Origin of the sequence: Pseudomonas sp. SWRI68 (genome assembly GCF_014269165.1) — a bacterium.
GTDB lineage: Bacteria > Pseudomonadota > Gammaproteobacteria > Pseudomonadales > Pseudomonadaceae > Aquipseudomonas > Aquipseudomonas capeferrum.
In genome coordinates this window covers 83,257-99,510 of the sequence record NZ_JABWRU010000008.1, presented here as the reverse complement: position 1 = coordinate 99,510, position 16,254 = coordinate 83,257, and the positions used below count along the sequence as shown (strand labels likewise).

General features: G+C 62.6%; 17 protein-coding genes. 9 read left to right on the top strand and 8 right to left on the bottom strand.

Features of this window, described 5'->3' with window-relative positions; all coding sequences use genetic code 11:
• Window positions 1-107 precede the first annotated feature (107 nt).
• Entirely contained in the window at window positions 108-2,252 is a 2,145-nt protein-coding gene (gene recQ, locus HU770_RS14075) for a DNA helicase RecQ (protein WP_033699621.1), read from the bottom strand.
• A 246-nt stretch (window positions 2,253-2,498) separates the two neighbouring features.
• On the opposite strand from recQ, the gene HU770_RS14070 reads away from it, so the two are divergent.
• The 3 genes from HU770_RS14070 to HU770_RS14060 all read left to right on the top strand — a co-directional run bounded on the left by HU770_RS14070 (window position 2,499) and on the right by HU770_RS14060 (window position 5,209).
• Entirely contained in the window at window positions 2,499-3,086 is a 588-nt protein-coding gene (locus HU770_RS14070) for a YecA family protein (RefSeq protein ID WP_033699623.1), read from the top strand.
• Window positions 3,087-3,093: 7 nt separating this feature from the next.
• Entirely contained in the window at window positions 3,094-3,459 is a 366-nt protein-coding gene (locus tag HU770_RS14065; protein WP_033699624.1) for a YbaN family protein, read from the top strand.
• A gap of 376 nt (window positions 3,460-3,835) precedes the next feature.
• Complete coding sequence (locus HU770_RS14060; protein ID WP_186658061.1) at window positions 3,836-5,209, top strand: TolC family outer membrane protein; 1,374 nt, start codon at window positions 3,836-3,838, stop codon at window positions 5,207-5,209.
• Window positions 5,210-5,227: 18 nt separating this feature from the next.
• On the opposite strand, the gene HU770_RS14055 is transcribed toward HU770_RS14060, so the two are convergent.
• The 3 genes from HU770_RS14055 to HU770_RS14045 all read right to left on the bottom strand — a co-directional run bounded on the left by HU770_RS14055 (window position 5,228) and on the right by HU770_RS14045 (window position 8,475).
• Complete coding sequence (locus HU770_RS14055) at window positions 5,228-5,827, bottom strand: DTW domain-containing protein (protein WP_186663945.1); 600 nt, start codon at window positions 5,825-5,827, stop codon at window positions 5,228-5,230.
• Window positions 5,828-5,880: 53 nt separating this feature from the next.
• Entirely contained in the window at window positions 5,881-7,446 is a 1,566-nt protein-coding gene (locus HU770_RS14050; RefSeq protein ID WP_186658066.1) for a PAS domain-containing methyl-accepting chemotaxis protein, read from the bottom strand.
• Between the two features lie 135 nt (window positions 7,447-7,581).
• Entirely contained in the window at window positions 7,582-8,475 is an 894-nt protein-coding gene (locus tag HU770_RS14045) for a LysR family transcriptional regulator (RefSeq protein WP_033699632.1), read from the bottom strand.
• Between the two features lie 224 nt (window positions 8,476-8,699).
• Here HU770_RS14045 and speB point away from each other — a divergent pair, with 224 nt between their 5' ends.
• Complete coding sequence (speB, locus tag HU770_RS14040; RefSeq protein ID WP_027593127.1) at window positions 8,700-9,650, top strand: agmatinase; 951 nt, start codon at window positions 8,700-8,702, stop codon at window positions 9,648-9,650.
• Window positions 9,651-9,809: 159 nt separating this feature from the next.
• Entirely contained in the window at window positions 9,810-11,189 is a 1,380-nt protein-coding gene (locus HU770_RS14035; protein WP_033699635.1) for a sodium:solute symporter, read from the top strand.
• 76 nt (window positions 11,190-11,265) lie between these two features.
• On the opposite strand, the gene HU770_RS27275 is transcribed toward HU770_RS14035, so the two are convergent.
• Together HU770_RS27275 and HU770_RS14030 are read right to left on the bottom strand one after the other, a co-directional pair.
• Entirely contained in the window at window positions 11,266-11,394 is a 129-nt protein-coding gene (locus HU770_RS27275; RefSeq protein ID WP_256214945.1) for a PA1414 family protein, read from the bottom strand.
• A gap of 125 nt (window positions 11,395-11,519) precedes the next feature.
• The gene (locus tag HU770_RS14030) at window positions 11,520-12,413 is read right to left on the bottom strand and encodes a LysR family transcriptional regulator (protein WP_033699637.1); all 894 of its coding nucleotides are present in this window, start codon (window positions 12,411-12,413) and stop codon (window positions 11,520-11,522) included.
• A 105-nt stretch (window positions 12,414-12,518) separates the two neighbouring features.
• Here HU770_RS14030 and HU770_RS14025 point away from each other — a divergent pair, with 105 nt between their 5' ends.
• Window positions 12,519-13,700 carry an MFS transporter gene (locus tag HU770_RS14025; RefSeq protein ID WP_186663943.1) on the top strand — a complete coding sequence of 394 codons (1,182 nt, stop codon included), beginning with the start codon at window positions 12,519-12,521 and terminating at the stop codon, window positions 13,698-13,700.
• Between the two features lie 9 nt (window positions 13,701-13,709).
• On the opposite strand, the gene HU770_RS14020 is transcribed toward HU770_RS14025, so the two are convergent.
• Both HU770_RS14020 and HU770_RS14015 read right to left on the bottom strand, forming a co-directional pair.
• Window positions 13,710-14,636: a DMT family transporter gene (locus tag HU770_RS14020; RefSeq protein WP_186663941.1), complete on the bottom strand. Its 927-nt coding sequence runs from the start codon at window positions 14,634-14,636 to the stop codon at window positions 13,710-13,712.
• Window positions 14,637-14,742: 106 nt separating this feature from the next.
• On the bottom strand, window positions 14,743-15,138 hold the full coding sequence (locus HU770_RS14015; RefSeq protein WP_186663939.1) for a transcriptional regulator: 396 nt from the start codon (window positions 15,136-15,138) through the stop codon (window positions 14,743-14,745).
• A 127-nt stretch (window positions 15,139-15,265) separates the two neighbouring features.
• Between HU770_RS14015 and HU770_RS14010 the strand changes: the two genes are divergently transcribed.
• From HU770_RS14010 to HU770_RS14000, 3 genes are all read left to right on the top strand, one after another.
• Complete coding sequence (locus HU770_RS14010) at window positions 15,266-15,568, top strand: type II toxin-antitoxin system RelE/ParE family toxin (RefSeq protein WP_095063759.1); 303 nt, start codon at window positions 15,266-15,268, stop codon at window positions 15,566-15,568.
• Entirely contained in the window at window positions 15,561-15,854 is a 294-nt protein-coding gene (locus HU770_RS14005) for an addiction module antidote protein (RefSeq protein ID WP_095063760.1), read from the top strand. Before HU770_RS14010 ends, HU770_RS14005 begins: the two co-directional genes overlap by 8 nt.
• A 112-nt stretch (window positions 15,855-15,966) precedes the next feature.
• Window positions 15,967-16,239 carry a hypothetical protein gene (locus HU770_RS14000; RefSeq protein ID WP_033699650.1) on the top strand — a complete coding sequence of 91 codons (273 nt, stop codon included), beginning with the start codon at window positions 15,967-15,969 and terminating at the stop codon, window positions 16,237-16,239.
• Window positions 16,240-16,254 lie beyond the last annotated feature (15 nt).

Genomic DNA, 16,254 nt, shown 5'->3' with positions numbered 1-16,254 from the left:
GACCCGGACCACGTGGCAAGGCTCGGGCCCTTGCCAGTGTCCGATAATCGTCAAAAAACATGACAAAGGTCAGCAGTTGGCGGGTCTGGCCTGGAACCTTGTCGCGCTCAGAGCTCGAACTCCGCCGCCAACGCGGCGCGCACGCAATACAGCACACCTTCAGGTATGCGCGACCCGAACAGCGGCGCGATGGTCGATACCGGCGGCAGTTCGCCCTCCCCGTCAAGGAAGGCGTCCTGCACCTCCGCCAGCAAGTCTTCTGGCAGGTCGATGGCTTGATCAAGGCTCAGTTCCTGGCGGCCGAGCGCCTCGGCCAGCAGGCTATAGACGTTCTTTTCACTGCAATTGAGTTGCCCGGCGATCTGCGCCGGGGTCATCCCCGCGCGTGCCAGGCTGACCAGCTCGTGACGCAGGTCCAGCACCACTTTCGGTGCCTCGTCAGTGCCACCGCTGTTGTTGAGCACCTCAAGGAACGCCTGGCCATAGCGCTCAAGCTTGCGCGCGCCCACGCCGCTGACCTGGGCCATGTCGCTGAGGCTGGCCGGCTGGCTGCGTAGCATCTCGAGCAGCGTCGAATCGGGGAAGATGACGTAAGGCGGCACGCTGTGCTCCTCGGCCAGCTTGCGCCGCAGGGTACGCAGTGCTTCCCACAGTTCGCGCTCTTCGGCACGCACCAACTGGCTGGCCGGGCTGCCGCCGCCTGAGGCGCTCTTGGCTACGGTCTGCGGCTTGAGGTCACGGCGCAACTGCAGGTTCACCTCGCCGCGCAGCAGCGGCCGGCAGCTGTCGGAGAGGCGCAAGCCGCCGTAGCCTTCCAGGTCGATATCCACCAGGCCGCGCGCGACCAACTGGCGGAACAACGAGCGCCACTCGGCTTCGGCCAGCGACTTGCCGACACCGAACACCGAGAGCTTCTCGTGGCCGAAATTGCGCACCTTCTCGGTGTCCTTGCCCAGCAACACATCGACCAGGTGCCCGACCCCATAGCGCTGACCGGTACGGAACACCGCTGACAGCGCCTGGCGAGCCGGCTCCGTGGCGTCCCAGGTCTGTACCTGGTCGATGCAGTTGTCGCAATGCCCGCAGGGCTGCTCCAGGGTTTCGTCGAAGTAGGCCAGCAGCGACTGGCGGCGGCAGCGGGTTTCTTCACACAGGGCCAGCATGGCATCGAGCTTGTGCTGCTCGATGCGCTTGTGGCGCTCGTCGCCTTCAGAGTTCTGCAACATCTGCTTGAGCATCACCATGTCCTGCAGGCCGTAGGCCATCCAGGCATCGGACGGCAAGCCGTCACGCCCGGCACGGCCGGTTTCCTGGTAGTAGGCCTCGAGCGACTTGGGCAGGTCGAGGTGGGCGACAAAGCGCACGTTGGGCTTGTCGATGCCCATGCCGAAGGCGATGGTGGCGACCATGATCAGCCCTTCCTCGTTGAGGAAGCGGTGCTGGTTGGCAGACCGCGTCTCGGCCGCCAGGCCGGCGTGGTAAGGCAGCGCAGGGAAGCCTTGATCGCAGAGAAAAGCAGCGGTCTCGTCGACCTTCTTGCGCGACAGGCAGTAGACGATGCCTGCGTTGCCACGACGCTCGCCGAGGAAGGCCATCAGCTGCTTGCGCGGCGCTTCCTTGGGCACGATGCGGTAGAAGATGTTCGGCCGGTCGAAACTGGAAAGGAAACGCTCGGCGCCCTGCAGGTGCAGGCGCTGGACGATCTCTTCGCGGGTGCGCATGTCGGCGGTGGCGGTCAGGGCGATGCGCGGCACATGCGGGAACAGCTCGGCCAACTGGCCCAGTTGCAGGTATTCCGGGCGGAAGTCATGGCCCCATTGCGACACGCAGTGGGCCTCGTCGATGGCGAACAGCGAGACGTCCAGCTCGCGCAAGAAATCGAGCATGCGCGGCTGCACCAGGCGCTCGGGTGCCAGGTACAGCATCTTCAGCTCACCGCGGCGCATGCGCCCGGCCAGCTCACGTTGCTGCTCGGCGTTCAGGGTGGAGTTCAGCGCGGCCGCAGCCACCCCAAGCTCATCGAGCGTGGCGACCTGGTCGTCCATCAGCGCGATCAGCGGCGAAACCACCACCGTGAGGCCGGGGCGCAACAGCCCAGGCACCTGGAAACACAGCGACTTGCCGCCGCCGGTGGGCATCAGTACCAGCGCATCGCCGCCGTTGGCCACGCATTCGATGATTGCTGCCTGGCGCCCACGGAAACTGTCGTAGCCGAAGATATCCTTGAGAACGCGCTGAGCCTGTTCGAGCATGTGCAACTCCACAAATCGCCGTACCATCCTGGATACAGGCTGGACGAAAAACCCGCCCCGCACACGCCGAATGCGTAAGCGGTTTTTGCCAGACGGCCGCAACAGCCCGCCCCTGGATGAAAAATCGCGGATTATACCCCAGTGCCAACCCCCGCAGGAGGCTGCGGTGACAGACGTTCCCTTTGCCCTGCTTTCGCCGCAAGATGCTAGAATTCGTTATCGTTTATTCCCCAAGGTAGCCCTGTAATGTCCTTCGCCGAGCAACTCACCCGCCTGCAAGCCTTCCTCGACGCCGACGAGCTGCACGAAGAAGCGCTGGACTACGTCGCCGCCCACGGCTACCTCACGGCACTTTCGATCAATGCCGAGGACGTTCCCGAGCGCGAGTGGATCGACGCCCTGTTCGCCGAAGAGCCGCACTACGCCAGCGATGCCCAGCGCACCGAGATCGAAGCGACCCTGGTGGCGCTCAAAGCTCACATCGCCCGCCAACTGGCCAGCGACGAGGAGTTCGACCTGCCATGCGACCTGGACCTGACCGACGAGCCGGACGATTCCGACCTGCGCGGCTGGTGCATCGGGTTCATGGAGGGTGTGTTCCTGCGTGAAGAGGCCTGGTTCGAGAGCGCCGAGGAAGAAGTCAGCGAGATGCTGCTGCCGATCATGGTCGGTTCGGGCCTGTTCGACGAACAGCCAGAGTTTGCCGACATCGCCAGCAATGCCAACCTGCAGGACGACATGATCGTGCAGATCCCAGAGGCACTGAGCGCGCTGTTCCTGCTGCTGCACGCCCCTGACGAGAAGCCGGCGCTGCTCAAGCCACGCCACCACTGAGTCGGCTGTGCGCTACCTGCTGCTGGCCATCGGCTGGCTCAGCGTCGCGCTGGGGGTGCTGGGGATATTCCTGCCGGTGTTGCCCACCACCCCTTTTCTGCTACTGGCGGCAGCCTGCTTTGCACGCAGCTCGCCGCGCTTTCATCACTGGCTGGTCCATCACCCGAAGCTCGGGCCGTGGATTCGCGATTACCTCAGTGGCGAAGGCATCCCCCTCAAAGGCAAGGTCTACGCTATCGGCCTGATGTGGGCCAGCATCGGCCTGTCGTGCTACCTGGTACCGCTGTTCTGGGCACGCGCCTTCATGCTCACCAGTGCGGTACTGGTGAGCCTGTATATCCTCAAGCAGAAGACCCTGCACAGACCACGCTGAATGCGGCGCGCCAGTAAAGGCACCCTCGCAGGGCGTGCCGTGGCCGTTGAAAAGCACAGGCAGTCAATTTTTTGTCGCCAAATATCTATTTCGCCTATCCAGGCTTTTTTTTAGCTACAAAAGTTCTGGAACTCGCTGTAAACCTTGAAAAACGAGACTTTCAGCAGCTTTCAATTTCGCTGTTGTGGATCAGCTCCCGCTTGTTCTTAGACCACATAAATCAGATAACAGCATTTGTTATGAGAAAATCTTCTTACGACTTTGATTGAATGTTCTTAGCTCTGTTGTTAAAAACCTGACACGATTTGCAGGATAACTATATCGTCATTTTTTTGGCGACAAGCAGGACTTATTTTAGGATCAGGGAGAGGTACCCATGCGCGTTTTGAACCCCATCACCAGTGCATTACTGTTGGCCATGGCGTGTGCCAACGTACAGGCGATGTCGATTACCGAGGCTGTCCAGAGCGCCGTGGATTACCATCCGCAGATCAGCTCCAACCGCAACAGCAAGCTGTCCGCTGATGAAGACGTGAAATTCGCGCGTGGCGGCTACTACCCTTCCGTGGACCTGGTTGCAGGTTATGGTCGCCAGCGTTCGGACAACCTCAGCACCCGCGGCACCAATGCCGACGGTACGCGCAGCCACGACAAGGCCACCCTCAGCTACACCCAGTCGGAACTGCGCCTGCGCCAGATGCTGTTCGACGGCTTCAACACTTCGAACGAAGTAGGCCGCACCGAAGCGGTCGCCACCTCGCGCGCCTACTACACCCAGGCCGTCGCCCAGGATGTTGCCCTGCGCGCGGTAGAGGTGTACCTGGAAGTACTCAAGCGCCGTGAGCTGGTGACGCTGGCCAAGAACAACCTGCAAGCGCACCTGCGGGTCAACGACCAGATCGGCCTGCGCACCGAGCGCGGCGTCGGCAGCACCGCCGACCTCGATCAGTCCCGCGCCCGTCGTGCACTGGCAGAAAACAACCTGGACACCGCCGAAGTCGACCTGGCCGATGCCGAGGCCAACTTCTTCAGCGTCATCGGCCGACAGCCCGATGAACTGGAGGGGCCGCAATCGATCAAGGTAGAGATCCCCGGCACCCTCGACGATGCCCGTGAAGGCATGCGCCAGAACAACCCGTACATCAAGTCTGCCCAGGCCGACGTCAATGCTGCCGAGCAGCAGTACGAAGTGGCCAAGTCGACCTTCTACCCACGCCTGGACGCGATACTGGCCACCGGCGCCAACAACAACCTCGGCGGCGAGAAAGGCCACAGCAACAACGACTGGCAGGCCGGTGTCGAGCTCAACTACAACGTGTTCCGCGGCGGCAGCGACAAGGCCCGCCTGCAGTCCGATGCCCACAAGATCAACCAGGCACTGGACATTCGCAACAACGCCCTGCGCGAGCTGACCGAGAACCTGAGCCTGGCCTGGAACGCCATGAACAACGCACGCAAGCAGACCCCGACCGCGCGTGAATACGCCGAGACCACCAAGCGTGTGCGTGCTGCCTACCAGGACCAGTTCGGCCTTGGCCAGCGTACCCTGCTCGACGTGCTGGACAGTGAGAACGAGCTGTACAACGCCGACCGCCGTTACACCGAAGTGCGCTACACCGAGGAGTTCTCGATGTACCGGGTACTGGCAACCATGGGTGAGCTGCTGAGCAAGCAACGTATCTCGCTGCCGCCGGAAGCCATTGCCAGCAATGAGGTGAAGACCGAAGCCAGGCTGCCTGACATGCGCTGAGTGCAAGCCTCAGAGCGCCTATGAAGGGCCGTGATTGCGCTGGAAGGTCTCGGCGCCCATGGCCTTTATCTGCCCCTCGATCAGCGCGTCGAACGGTTTGAGCAGCGCGTCAAAGCTGACTGGCTGCTCCAGCACGTTCAGCGCCTCGACCACCGCCTCCAGGGTCGACAACGCCCCCGCCTCCGGCGCCTTGCGCAGCCGGTAGCGCGAAGGCGCAACCGCGCCCAGCGTCACCCGCGGCAATGCCGCAAGCATTGGGTTCAGGTACAGCAGCTTGCGGGCCTTGCGCCAGGTACCGTCGGGTACGATCAACAGCAACGGCTGGTCATCCACTTCGGTATAAGCCGTCAGCACCTGGGCTTGATCGCCCGGGAACAGCAACGCGGCACGGTAACCGGGCGTGGCAAGCAGCTCATCCAGGCCCTCGAACACCTCCCCGACCCGCAACTCGGCATTGTTCAGCCCCAGGGCCGCCAGGCGCGCGGTATTCAGGGCATGGGCGGTTTCACTGGGGTGCTGCAGCAGGACGATACGGGTGCGGCTGCCGAGCGAGGGGATCAGTGGGCATAGGCAGTGGTCAAGCGGGCGCTGGCAGCGCTCGCAGCGGGGTCTGGGCATAGGGCTCTCCTTACCGGGCGCAGTGTGCCACAGCTTGTTCGGAATCCCCTGCCTCAGCGGTTGAAGCGCTCAGCCAGGCTGTGCAGGTATTCGGCCATACGCTCCAGGTCCTGGCTGATTTGCGCACCCTGCCTGGCCTGCCCCGCGCTCTGGTCACACAGGTGTGCAATCCTCACGATCTGCTGGTTGATATCCTCGGCAACATGACTTTGCTGCTCCGAAGCCGTCGCCATCTGCTGGCTCATGCCGGTAATGCGGCTGACCGCCTGGGCGATACCGGCCAACGCCACTTGCACCGCCTCGACACTGTGCACGCTGTCGCGCGAAATCTGCTCGCCGCGGGTGGCGGTACTCACTGCCCGCTCTGCCCCCACCCGCAACGAGGCGATGATCTGATGAATCTCTTCGGTCGAGGCACGGGTGCGCTGGGCCAACGAACGCACCTCATCAGCCACCACGGCAAACCCGCGCCCCTGTTCACCGGCCCGCGCTGCCTCGATGGCGGCATTGAGTGCCAGCAGGTTGGTCTGGTCGGCAATCGAAGTGATCGTGTCGACCACGCTGCCAATCGACTGGGTCTGCTCGGCCAGTGCATTGACTGCCTGGCCGATATCATTCACCGCATCGCTCATGCTCCCCATCGCCTTCAGGCTCTGCTGGGCCAACTCGCTGCCATGCTGCGCCAACTGGTCGGCATCGCCTGCGGCATGGGCGGTGCTTTGCACGTTATGGGTAACCTCCTGGATGGTCGCTGCCATTTGCGCGATCGCCGTGGCGGACTGGTCGGTTTCGCTGCGCTGGCGGTCAAGCATCTGCGCCTGGGCGTCTGACAGGTCGGCCGACTGCGCCGCACGTGACTTGACCCCGACTCCTGCATCCACCAGGCGGGTCAAGGCGGTTTGCAAGCGCGCCTCTTCACTGATGATGGCCAGGTCCAGCTGGCCTTGCAGCCCCGGGTTGTCGCTGTAGGTCAACGCCACCAACGGGCTGGTGAAGGCTTTCGGGTGCTCGCCCAGGGTACGCCGGATGGCCTGGCTCTGCCGGTGTTCGATCAAGTACCAGGCCAGCAGCAGGCTGGCCATCAATACCCCCAGCGCCGCATACGGCGGCAACCACAGATAACCTGCGGCCGAGAGCAGGCCTGCGCCAATCAGCGGCCAGCCGCGGCCCAGCTGATGCCCTAGCCGCGCGGCCCAGGGTACCGCTGAGCGGCCGGCACGCAGGCGCGCGTATAGCGCTTCGGCACGGCGAATCTGCTCGCGCGTCGGCACCGAGCGTACCGACTCGTAGCCGCTGACCCGCCCTTGCTCGTACACCGGGGTGACGTAGGCGCTGACCCAATAATAATCGCCGTTCTTGGCGCGGTTCTTGACCACGCCCATCCAGGGTTTGCCTTGTTTGATGGTGTCCCACATGTGGCCGAAGACGGCCGGAGGCATGTCGGGGTGGCGCACCAGGTTGTGGGGCTGGCCGACCAGTTCGTCGTAAGTGAACCCGCTGATCGCCACGAAGGCGTCATTGCAGTAGGTGATGCGGCTGTTGAGGTCCGTCGTGGAGATCAGGCGTTGATCGCTGGAGAAGGTTCTTTCGTGCTCAGTGACGGGCAAATTCATGCGCATCTTGGGCGATCCTTGCAGGATGAAGAGGGGGAAATCATCAGCGCAAGTTGATATTTAGCAGAGCGCTATCAGGTTAGCGGTCCTGTTTTGTAGGAATTGAGCCCGTCCCGACGGAATGCATGAACACACTGTGCATCAGCCGACGTTGAGTTGGCTTTTAAGCAGGTCGCGGAAGGTTTGAATCAACGGTTCGCGGCTACGGCCGCGGCGAACGATCAGCGAAAATGGCGCCTGATAGCCGAAGGTAGACGGCGACAAGACGCGCAGGTCGCCCTTGTCCACCCATGCCTGGGCGTAGTGCTCTGGCAGGTAGCCGATGTAGGCACCCGACAGGATCAGAATCAGCTGCGCCTCCATGCTCTCCACGGTCGCCGCACTGTGCTTGAAGCCGTGCCGGGCCAGTTCTGCCTGGCTCCAGTAGCCGCGCCCGACCATGCGCTGCTGGGTCACCACCTGCTCGGGGATGCGCCGCTCGGCGAACAACGGGTGGCGGCTGCTGCAGTACAGCCAGTGCTGCTCACGGTACAGGGGCTGATAGACCAGGCCACTCATGCGCGACGAAAACGCCCCGATGGCCAGGTCGAGGCGGTTGTCCTGCACCCCCAATTGCAGCTCGTAGGGGCTGGACACCGACAGGTGCAGGTGAACCCCCGGGTGCTCCTGGCTATAGGCACCGATGGCTTCGGCCAGTGGCAACGCGCGGTCACCCACGGTCGAGTCAATCACCCCCAGGTTGAGCGTGCCCCGCAGCTCGCCCTTGAGCGCCGCGGCATATTGCTCGAAGCCATCCAGCTCGGCCAGCAGGCGCAGGCTCTCCTGGTGGAACAGTTCACCTTTGCTGGTCAGGCTGAAACCGCCGCGCCCACGGTGACACAGGACAATCCCCAGCCCGCCCTCCAGCTGGCTCATGTAGGTGCTGATGGCCGACGTCGACAGGTTCAGCTCGCGCTGGGCGTTGGCGAAGCCCTGGTGGCGCACCACGCTGACGAAGATGCGCAGCAGTTTCAGATCGGGCAGGGTCGAGGCCATGGTGCAACGGTTCCGCAAAGTTAATGGCGGCAAGTCTAACCGGTTGCGCAGGCATTAGTTCAGAAATTCCTGAAGTAAGTATTTGCCGGTAGCGATTCTTCCCGGGCACTACCTTGCGCAAACTCGGCCGAAATGTCCTGCCCGCCGGCACAACCAAAGCAAACAGGCGCGCCGCGGCACAGGTTCGAACAAACACAACAATCGACCGACTGATGAGGCCCACCGTGGACAAGACTCTCCACCAACCACTGGGCGGCAACGAAATGCCGCGTTTCGGCGGCATCGCCACCATGCTCCGCCTCCCCCACCTGCAAAGCGCCGCCGGCCTGGACGCCGCGTTCATCGGCGTGCCGCTGGACATCGGCACCTCCCTGCGCTCCGGCACCCGCTTCGGCCCACGGCAGATCCGCGCCGAATCGGTGATGATCCGCCCGTACAACATGGCCACCGGTGCTGCGCCGTTCGACTCGCTGTCGGTAGCCGACATCGGTGACGTGGCCATCAACACCTTCAACCTGCTCGACGCCGTGCGCATCATCGAAGAAGCCTACGACGAGATCGTCGAGCACAACGTCATCCCGATGACCCTGGGTGGCGACCACACCATTACCCTGCCAATCCTGCGCGCCCTGCATAAAAAGCACGGCAAGATCGGCCTGGTGCACATCGATGCCCACGCCGACGTCAACGACCACATGTTCGGCGAGAAGATCGCCCACGGCACCACCTTCCGCCGCGCCGTGGAAGAAGGCCTGCTCGATTGCGACCGCGTGGTACAGATCGGCCTGCGCGCCCAGGGCTATACCGCCGACGACTTCAACTGGAGCCGTCGCCAGGGCTTTCGCGTAGTTCAGGCCGAGGAATGCTGGCACAAATCGCTGGAACCGCTGATGGCCGAAGTACGCGAAAAGGTCGGCGGTGGCCCGGTTTACCTGTCGTTCGATATCGACGGCATCGACCCTGCCTGGGCACCGGGCACCGGCACGCCGGAAATTGGGGGCTTGACCACGATCCAGGCGATGGAGATCATTCGCGGCTGCCACGGCCTGGACCTGATCGGCTGTGACCTTGTCGAAGTCTCCCCGCCTTACGACACCACCGGCAACACCTCGCTGCTCGGCGCCAACCTGCTGTTCGAAATGCTCTGCGTGCTACCTGGCGTAGTGCGTCGCTGAACCAGGCCTGCGCCGCGCCAACCGCGATACCCGCTATACCCTGGCAGGAGCCATGAGGGAGGGCCATTGAGGCCCGTCAACACAAGACAAGACCGCCAGGTGCCGTAAGGTGCCCGGACGGTCGATCTCGCCATAATAAAGATAATCGGGAGACTCCCAATGGCCTTGGACATCATTGTTGTAATGATCTATACCGCCGGCATGCTCGGGCTTGGCTGGTATGGCATGCGGCGTGCGAAAACCCACGAAGACTACCTGGTGGCCGGACGCAACCTCGGCCCCACCCTGTACATGGGCACCATGGCCACCACCGTACTGGGCGGCGCGTCCACCGTCGGCACCGTGCGCCTGGGCTATGTCCACGGTATTTCGGGCTTCTGGCTGTGCGCTGCGCTGGGCCTGGGCATCATCGCCCTCAACCTGTTCCTCGCCAAACCGCTGCTGCGCCTGCGCATCTTCACCGTCACCCAGGTGCTGGAGCGTCGGTACAACCCCATGGCACGCCAGGCCAGTGCAGCGATCATGCTGGCCTATGCGCTGATGATCGGCGTCACCTCGACCCTGGCCATGGCAACCGTACTGCAGGTGCTGCTGGAATTGCCGTTCTGGATGTCGTTGCTGCTCGGCGGTGGCGTGGTGGTGCTGTACTCGACCATCGGCGGCATGTGGTCGCTGACCCTGACCGACATCGTCCAGTTCGTGATCAAGACCGTCGGCCTGATGTTCATCCTGCTGCCAGTCTGCCTGTACAAGGCCGGCGGCTGGGACACCCTGGTGGCCAAGCTGCCAGCGTCGAGCTTCCAGCTGACCAGCATCGGCTGGGACACCATCATCACCTACTTCCTGATCTACTTCTTCGGCATCCTCATCGGCCAGGACATCTGGCAGCGGGTGTTCACCGCCCGTGACGAGAAGGTCTGCCAGCGCGCCGGTACCACCGCAGGTGTGTACTGCGTAGTGTACGGCCTGGCTTGCGCCCTGATCGGCATGGCTGCACACGTGCTGATGCCAGACCTGGCAAACCCGAACAATGCCTTTGCCGAGATGATCAAGAGCACCCTGCCCGATGGCATCCGCGGCCTGCTGATGGCGGCGGCCCTGGCAGCCATGATGTCCACCGCCAGCGCCGGCCTGCTGGCCGCGTCCACCACCCTGACCGAAGACCTGCTGCCCAAGCTGCGTGGCGGCAAGCAATCGAGCCTGGGCATCAGCCGCCTGTTCACCTTGCTCACCGGCCTGGTGGTGCTGGGTATCGCCCTGGTGGTGAACGATGTGATCAACGCCCTGACCCTGGCCTACAACCTGCTGGTCGGCGGCATGCTGATCCCGCTGATCGGTGCGATCTTCTGGAAGCGCGCAACCACCGCAGGCGCAATCGCCAGCATGTCGCTGGGCTTCGCCACCGCGCTGTTGTTCATGTTCAAGGATGGGTTGGAAGCCAACACGCCGATTTACTACAGCCTGACGATCGGCCTGGTGAGCTTTGTGGGGATCAGCCTGATGACGCGTAAATCGGTGGCAGCGATGAAGCTGGCCTGATAGCCGATACACCCTTAGATAACACCGGCAACAAAAAGGCCGCCGCATCAGCCATGATGCGGCGGCCTTTTTCATTTCAGCGACGACGCGGCTGGCGCTTGCGCTGCTCTTCGTCAGTCGGGATCGGCACCGGCTGCAAGGGTGGTGGTATCAGCCCCAGTGCGACAGCCAAGTCGTGGAGCCAGTTGAACAGTGGTTTCTTCATAGTGCCCCCTTTGACGGGTCAGCCTCACGGTCAATCAATCCAGTCATGTTTCATACAGATCATAGCCCGATGTCCTGTATTGCGCTTGTATCTGTTCCTAGAGATAGGGGCCATTTTGACGCGGATCAAGGGGAAACGCCGCATTCCGACGACTGGCTAATCGTTTCGCTTTGTTGCAGATCGATCCACGCCTGCAAATTCGCCCCTCGCATCCCTTGGCGCCACATCAACCAGGTCACCGCCTGATCGAACGGCGCCTGCAAGCGATGAACCCGCACCCGGTCACGCCCCGGCAGGCTGTCGAGCATGGACTGCGCCATCATCGCCACGCCGGCGCCGGCGATGACGCAGGCCAGCATACTCTGGTAGGACTCGATCTCCATCACCCGCCCCATCGGCGTATGCGCGTGGGCATACCAGGCTTCAAGGCGCATGCGGTACGAGCAGCCTTGGCGGAAGGTGAACACCGCCTTGCCTGCCACGTCTTTTGCCGTGTGCACGGGCGGGTGTTCGGGGCTGGTGATCAACACCAGTTGCTCTTCGCACAGTGGCACGCCATCCAACCCGGCCAGGCTCGGCGGGCCATCCACCAAGGCCGCGTCCAGGCCATGGCTGAGCAAACCCTCGAACAACTCGCCGCTGGGCGCCGCGCGCACCTGCAGGTTCACCGCCGGGTACGCCTGGTGGTAACGCGCCAGCAAGGCCGGCAGGTGGGTCGCTGCAGTGCTGTACATGGTGCCCAGCACAAACTCCCCGGCCGGCTGGCCACCCTGCACAGCCGCCATCGCCTCGTCACGCAGGGCCGACAGGCGATTGGCGTAGTCGAGCAACACCTTGCCCGCAGGTGACAGCTGCAAGCGCTGGCGCTCGCGCAAAAACAGCTCGACGCCCAGTTGGTCTTCGAGCTGGCGCAGGCGCGTCGACAGGTTCGAGGGCACCCGATGCAAGCGCTCGGCGGCGCGGGTCACCGAGCCTTCCTCGGCAACCGCCTGGAAGATGCGCAGTTGGCTGAACTCCATACCATTCTCCAAAACAGAATAACTTCATCATCATTATTCAATTTTATTGAATATAAAAGCCCCTTAACCTGCCAGCCATCGCTTACCTCGTGCAGGAGTCCTTCCATGTCACCGCTCATACAACTGCTGGCCAGCGCCGTGGCGCTGATGATGGCCATGGGCATAGGCCGCTTCGCCCTGACCCCGCAACTGCCGCAATTGATCGCTGAAGGCCAGTTCGACCTCACGGCCGCTGGGTTGGTCGCAGCAGCCAATTACCTGGGTTACTTCCTGGGTGCAGTGGATGCCATGTTCGCCCGCACCCCTGCCCAGGTTCGCCTGCGTCTGCATGGCGGGCTGTGGCTGTGCGTGCTGTTGACCCTGGCCTCTTGGGCCGCCGGTGGCTTCTGGAGTCACCTGCTGCTGCGTTTCGGCACCGGCGTGGCCAGCGCCTGGGTACTGGTGATGATCACCAGCCTCAGCCAGCAGGTCGCCAATGCACACCAGCGCCAGCGCCTGGGCGCGCTGGTGTTCGCAGGGCCCGGGGTGGGTATCGCCGTTAGCGGACTGTTGGCGCTGGGTGCGCATGTGCTGGGGCTGGGTTCGGCAGCGCTCTGGCTGATCTATGCCACCGCCGCGTTGCTAATGCTGCTGGCAGCAAGGCCTTGGTTGCCACGACCGCAGGCGCCGGCAATGATCCCGGCCACTGTGCAGCCAGGTACAAGGCACGGTGCCGGTATTGGGCGCCTTGGGCTGGTGTATGCCTTGTACGGCGTCGGTTACATCCTGCCGGCCACCTTCTTGTCACAGATGGCCAACCAGCAGTTTCAAGGACAATGGCTGGCCGACCTGTTCTGGCCTGCGTTTGGCGTGGCGGCAGCGCTGGGCGTGGTGCTGGTGAGCCTGCGCCGGGGCGGCCGGACCTCTGCCTGGCTGACCGCCACCCTGTGGCTGCAAGGGCTGGGCGTGCTGGCTTGCTTGTGGGGCGGCGGCCTTGGCCTGGCCTTGGGCGTGGTGCTATGCGGTGCGCCGTTCCTGGCCTGCATGCAGCTGGTGATGCAACGTTCGCGGGAGCTGGCGCCGCAGGCGACGCAGCGTAATGCCGGGCTGCTCACTGCGTGCTTTGCACTCGGGCAACTGAGCGGGCCGTTGTTGGCGGCCGTCAGTAACCACTACACGGGGAGTTTGCAGCCCGCATTGCTGCTGGCCGCCAGTGGTCTGGCAGTGGCCGGGGGGCTGGTGCTGGCTGGCGCCCAAGCCCATCGCACCTGCCCTGCCCAACACTCGGCGGATGCGCGCTCGGTGTAGGTGCAACCGTCACCCCACCCACTTACGCAATTGCTGCTTTACCCAGGGCTCGGCACTCACCAGCACCACCCCAAGCAACACCATCACTGCGCCGAGTACGAAGTTCACGCTCAGTGGCTCATCCAGCAGCAGCACTCCGAACGTCACGCCGAACAACGGCGTGATGAACGAAAACACCGCCAGGTTCGACGCCAGGTATTTGCGCAATAGCCAGAACCAGGTCAGGTAGCTGACAAACGACACCACGATCCCCTGGAACAGCACACTGCCAATCGCCAACGGCGTCAGCGACACCGCCCCGATCTGGCCACTGAGCAAGGCAATCAGCAGCAACCCGGCAAAACCGACGGCCAGCTGATAGAACAAGGTCAAGGTCGCTGGCGCTTCCGACAATCGCGAACAGCGCACCACCACCGTCGTCGCGCCCCAGGCCAACCCTGCCACGACGCCGAAGGCATCGCCCAGCAAGGTGCGGCTGTCCATCTGCTCGAACGACATACCGCCGGCAAATGCCGTGGCAATCCCCCCGAACGCCAGCAAGATCCCCAACCACTGCAGCAGGCGCAGCCGCTCGCTGGGCAGCATGAAGTGCAGGCCCAAGGCAGTAAACACGGGTGCCGTATACAGGAACACAGACATGTGCGCTGCCGACGTCAGCTTCAGGCCCTCGGCGATGAACAGAAACTCCACCCCGAACAGCCCGCCGGCCAACAGCCCGGCGCGCCAGGTAGTGCCCACCTGCTCCCAACCACCGCGCCAGCAGATCATCAGGCCCACCAGCACTGCAGCAATACAGTTACGCAGGGCGGCCTGCATCACCGGTGCGATGTCGACCGCGGCCGTCTTGATCAGCACCTGCTGGCAGCCCCAGATCAGGCACAGCCCGAGCATGACCTGGAAAGCAAAGGCGTCGGGGTTCTTCCGGGCCGCGCTCATGAGCGGGCCTTACGGATAATCGATGGCATCGGCGTCAACTCGGCAGTCTTCAAGAATTACCGATTATCGGTTTTCCTTGGCCACCCGTGCCACCCTCAAAACGACCTCAAGCAATCTGCGCCTTGGAGGACACCTGCTCAAAGGTCGCCTCATCCAGCGCGTCTTCCTGTTCTTCAAGCACTTGGCGGGGGTGCTCGAAGCCTGGGATGCTGCTGTCGATCAGGCTCAACAGGCGTGATCCGCGCTCGGTGAGGACAAAGTTTTCACCGTTGCCACCGTCTTCTGCTGGCCGGGTTTCGATGAAGCCGCGCTCGAACAGCAGCTTTTCATACTCGCAAGCGCGGGTCTTCAGGTGGTCAAGGTCGCCAACTGGCTGGCCTTCGGCGGCCAACGCTGCGGCGTGCTGCTCGGCATAGGGGCGTGGCGTGAAGCTGTGACCGGCGCTGTTCTGGGCTTCATGCAGCAAGCGCTCGATCAGGTCCCAGTCGTAGGTGATGCTCATGGCGGCAGGCTCCTGCTGTGGACGGAAGGGGTACACAGGGTGGACCTGTCGACAGTGAGCCATGTTCAGAAAAAACAGAAACCATTTGATGCGTTGCTCCGTGTGATTTATAAACTACATTCGCCCAATGAAGAAAATCGAATCCAGCAGTTTCAGGCATTGGGTGCATGGACTCCGGGACGACACGGCGCGTATCCGGATTATTGCTCGTATCAACCGCTTGATGGAGGGCCTGCCTGGCGACGTTTCAGCAGTTGGCCATGGTGTAAGTGAATTGAGAATTCACTATGGGCCGGGCTACCGCGTGTACTTTCACCAATCAGGCGATACGTTGGTAATTCTGCTCTGCGGCGGGCACAAAAGCAGCCAACGGCGGGACATCAAAGCGGCTCACGAAATCCTGCGCTCCTGGAGGATGCAACATGACTGAAACATTTTTTGACTTCGATGCGGCTGATTACCTGACCACCCCGCAAGCCATCGCGCAGTTCATGTCCGATGCGCTTGAAACGGGCGATGCCAGCTACGTGGCCAAGGCCGTTGGTGTGGTAGCACGTGCCAAAGGCATGAGCGAATTGGCGAAAGAGACGGGTTTGTCACGTGAACAACTTTATCGCTCGTTCAGCGAGCACGGTAATCCGACGTTAAAGTCGTTTCTTGCCGTCATGAAGGCGCTGGGAATAGACATGACCGCCAAACCTCATCTTGCCCACTGACAACATCAGTTGTACTGCAGGTACGGATTGCAGAGCCCGCCGGTCGCTGAAGCTGAACTTCGATGCATCGACTGCCCTCCATCACGCATAGCCAACGCGAGAGGTAAGAAGGATGAAACCGCTGCTAAGCATTGCCTGCGCCACCGCCCTGCTCTGCGCCCTACCCGCCTGGGCCTGCACACCGGAAGAGGCCACGCAGAAGCGTGAAGAACTGGCCGGCCTGGTCAGCCAGCTCACTGAGCAGAACCCGCAGAAGGCCAAGGAAATCAATGATGAGCTCCAAGGGATGGAGCTGGGGACGGCGAGCAAGGACTTGCCCGACAAATGCCAGTTGATCGATACACGGATCAAGGAACTGAAGACAGCGGAGAAAAAAGCTGACTGATGCGAGGTTGTGAAG

Coding starts and splice junctions, on each gene's coding strand:
- recQ (WP_033699621.1), bottom strand. CDS start 2,252: ATGCTCGAACAGGCTCAGCGCGTTCTCAAGGATATCTTCGGCTACGAC.
- HU770_RS14070 (WP_033699623.1), top strand. CDS start 2,499: ATGTCCTTCGCCGAGCAACTCACCCGCCTGCAAGCCTTCCTCGACGCC.
- HU770_RS14060 (WP_186658061.1), top strand. CDS start 3,836: ATGCGCGTTTTGAACCCCATCACCAGTGCATTACTGTTGGCCATGGCG.
- HU770_RS14055 (WP_186663945.1), bottom strand. CDS start 5,827: ATGCCCAGACCCCGCTGCGAGCGCTGCCAGCGCCCGCTTGACCACTGC.
- HU770_RS14050 (WP_186658066.1), bottom strand. CDS start 7,446: ATGCGCATGAATTTGCCCGTCACTGAGCACGAAAGAACCTTCTCCAGC.
- HU770_RS14045 (WP_033699632.1), bottom strand. CDS start 8,475: ATGGCCTCGACCCTGCCCGATCTGAAACTGCTGCGCATCTTCGTCAGC.
- HU770_RS14035 (WP_033699635.1), top strand. CDS start 9,810: ATGGCCTTGGACATCATTGTTGTAATGATCTATACCGCCGGCATGCTC.
- HU770_RS27275 (WP_256214945.1), bottom strand. CDS start 11,394: ATGAAGAAACCACTGTTCAACTGGCTCCACGACTTGGCTGTCGCACTG.
- HU770_RS14030 (WP_033699637.1), bottom strand. CDS start 12,413: ATGGAGTTCAGCCAACTGCGCATCTTCCAGGCGGTTGCCGAGGAAGGC.
- HU770_RS14025 (WP_186663943.1), top strand. CDS start 12,519: ATGTCACCGCTCATACAACTGCTGGCCAGCGCCGTGGCGCTGATGATG.
- HU770_RS14020 (WP_186663941.1), bottom strand. CDS start 14,636: ATGAGCGCGGCCCGGAAGAACCCCGACGCCTTTGCTTTCCAGGTCATG.
- HU770_RS14015 (WP_186663939.1), bottom strand. CDS start 15,138: ATGAGCATCACCTACGACTGGGACCTGATCGAGCGCTTGCTGCATGAA.
- HU770_RS14010 (WP_095063759.1), top strand. CDS start 15,266: ATGAAGAAAATCGAATCCAGCAGTTTCAGGCATTGGGTGCATGGACTC.
- HU770_RS14005 (WP_095063760.1), top strand. CDS start 15,561: ATGACTGAAACATTTTTTGACTTCGATGCGGCTGATTACCTGACCACC.
- HU770_RS14000 (WP_033699650.1), top strand. CDS start 15,967: ATGAAACCGCTGCTAAGCATTGCCTGCGCCACCGCCCTGCTCTGCGCC.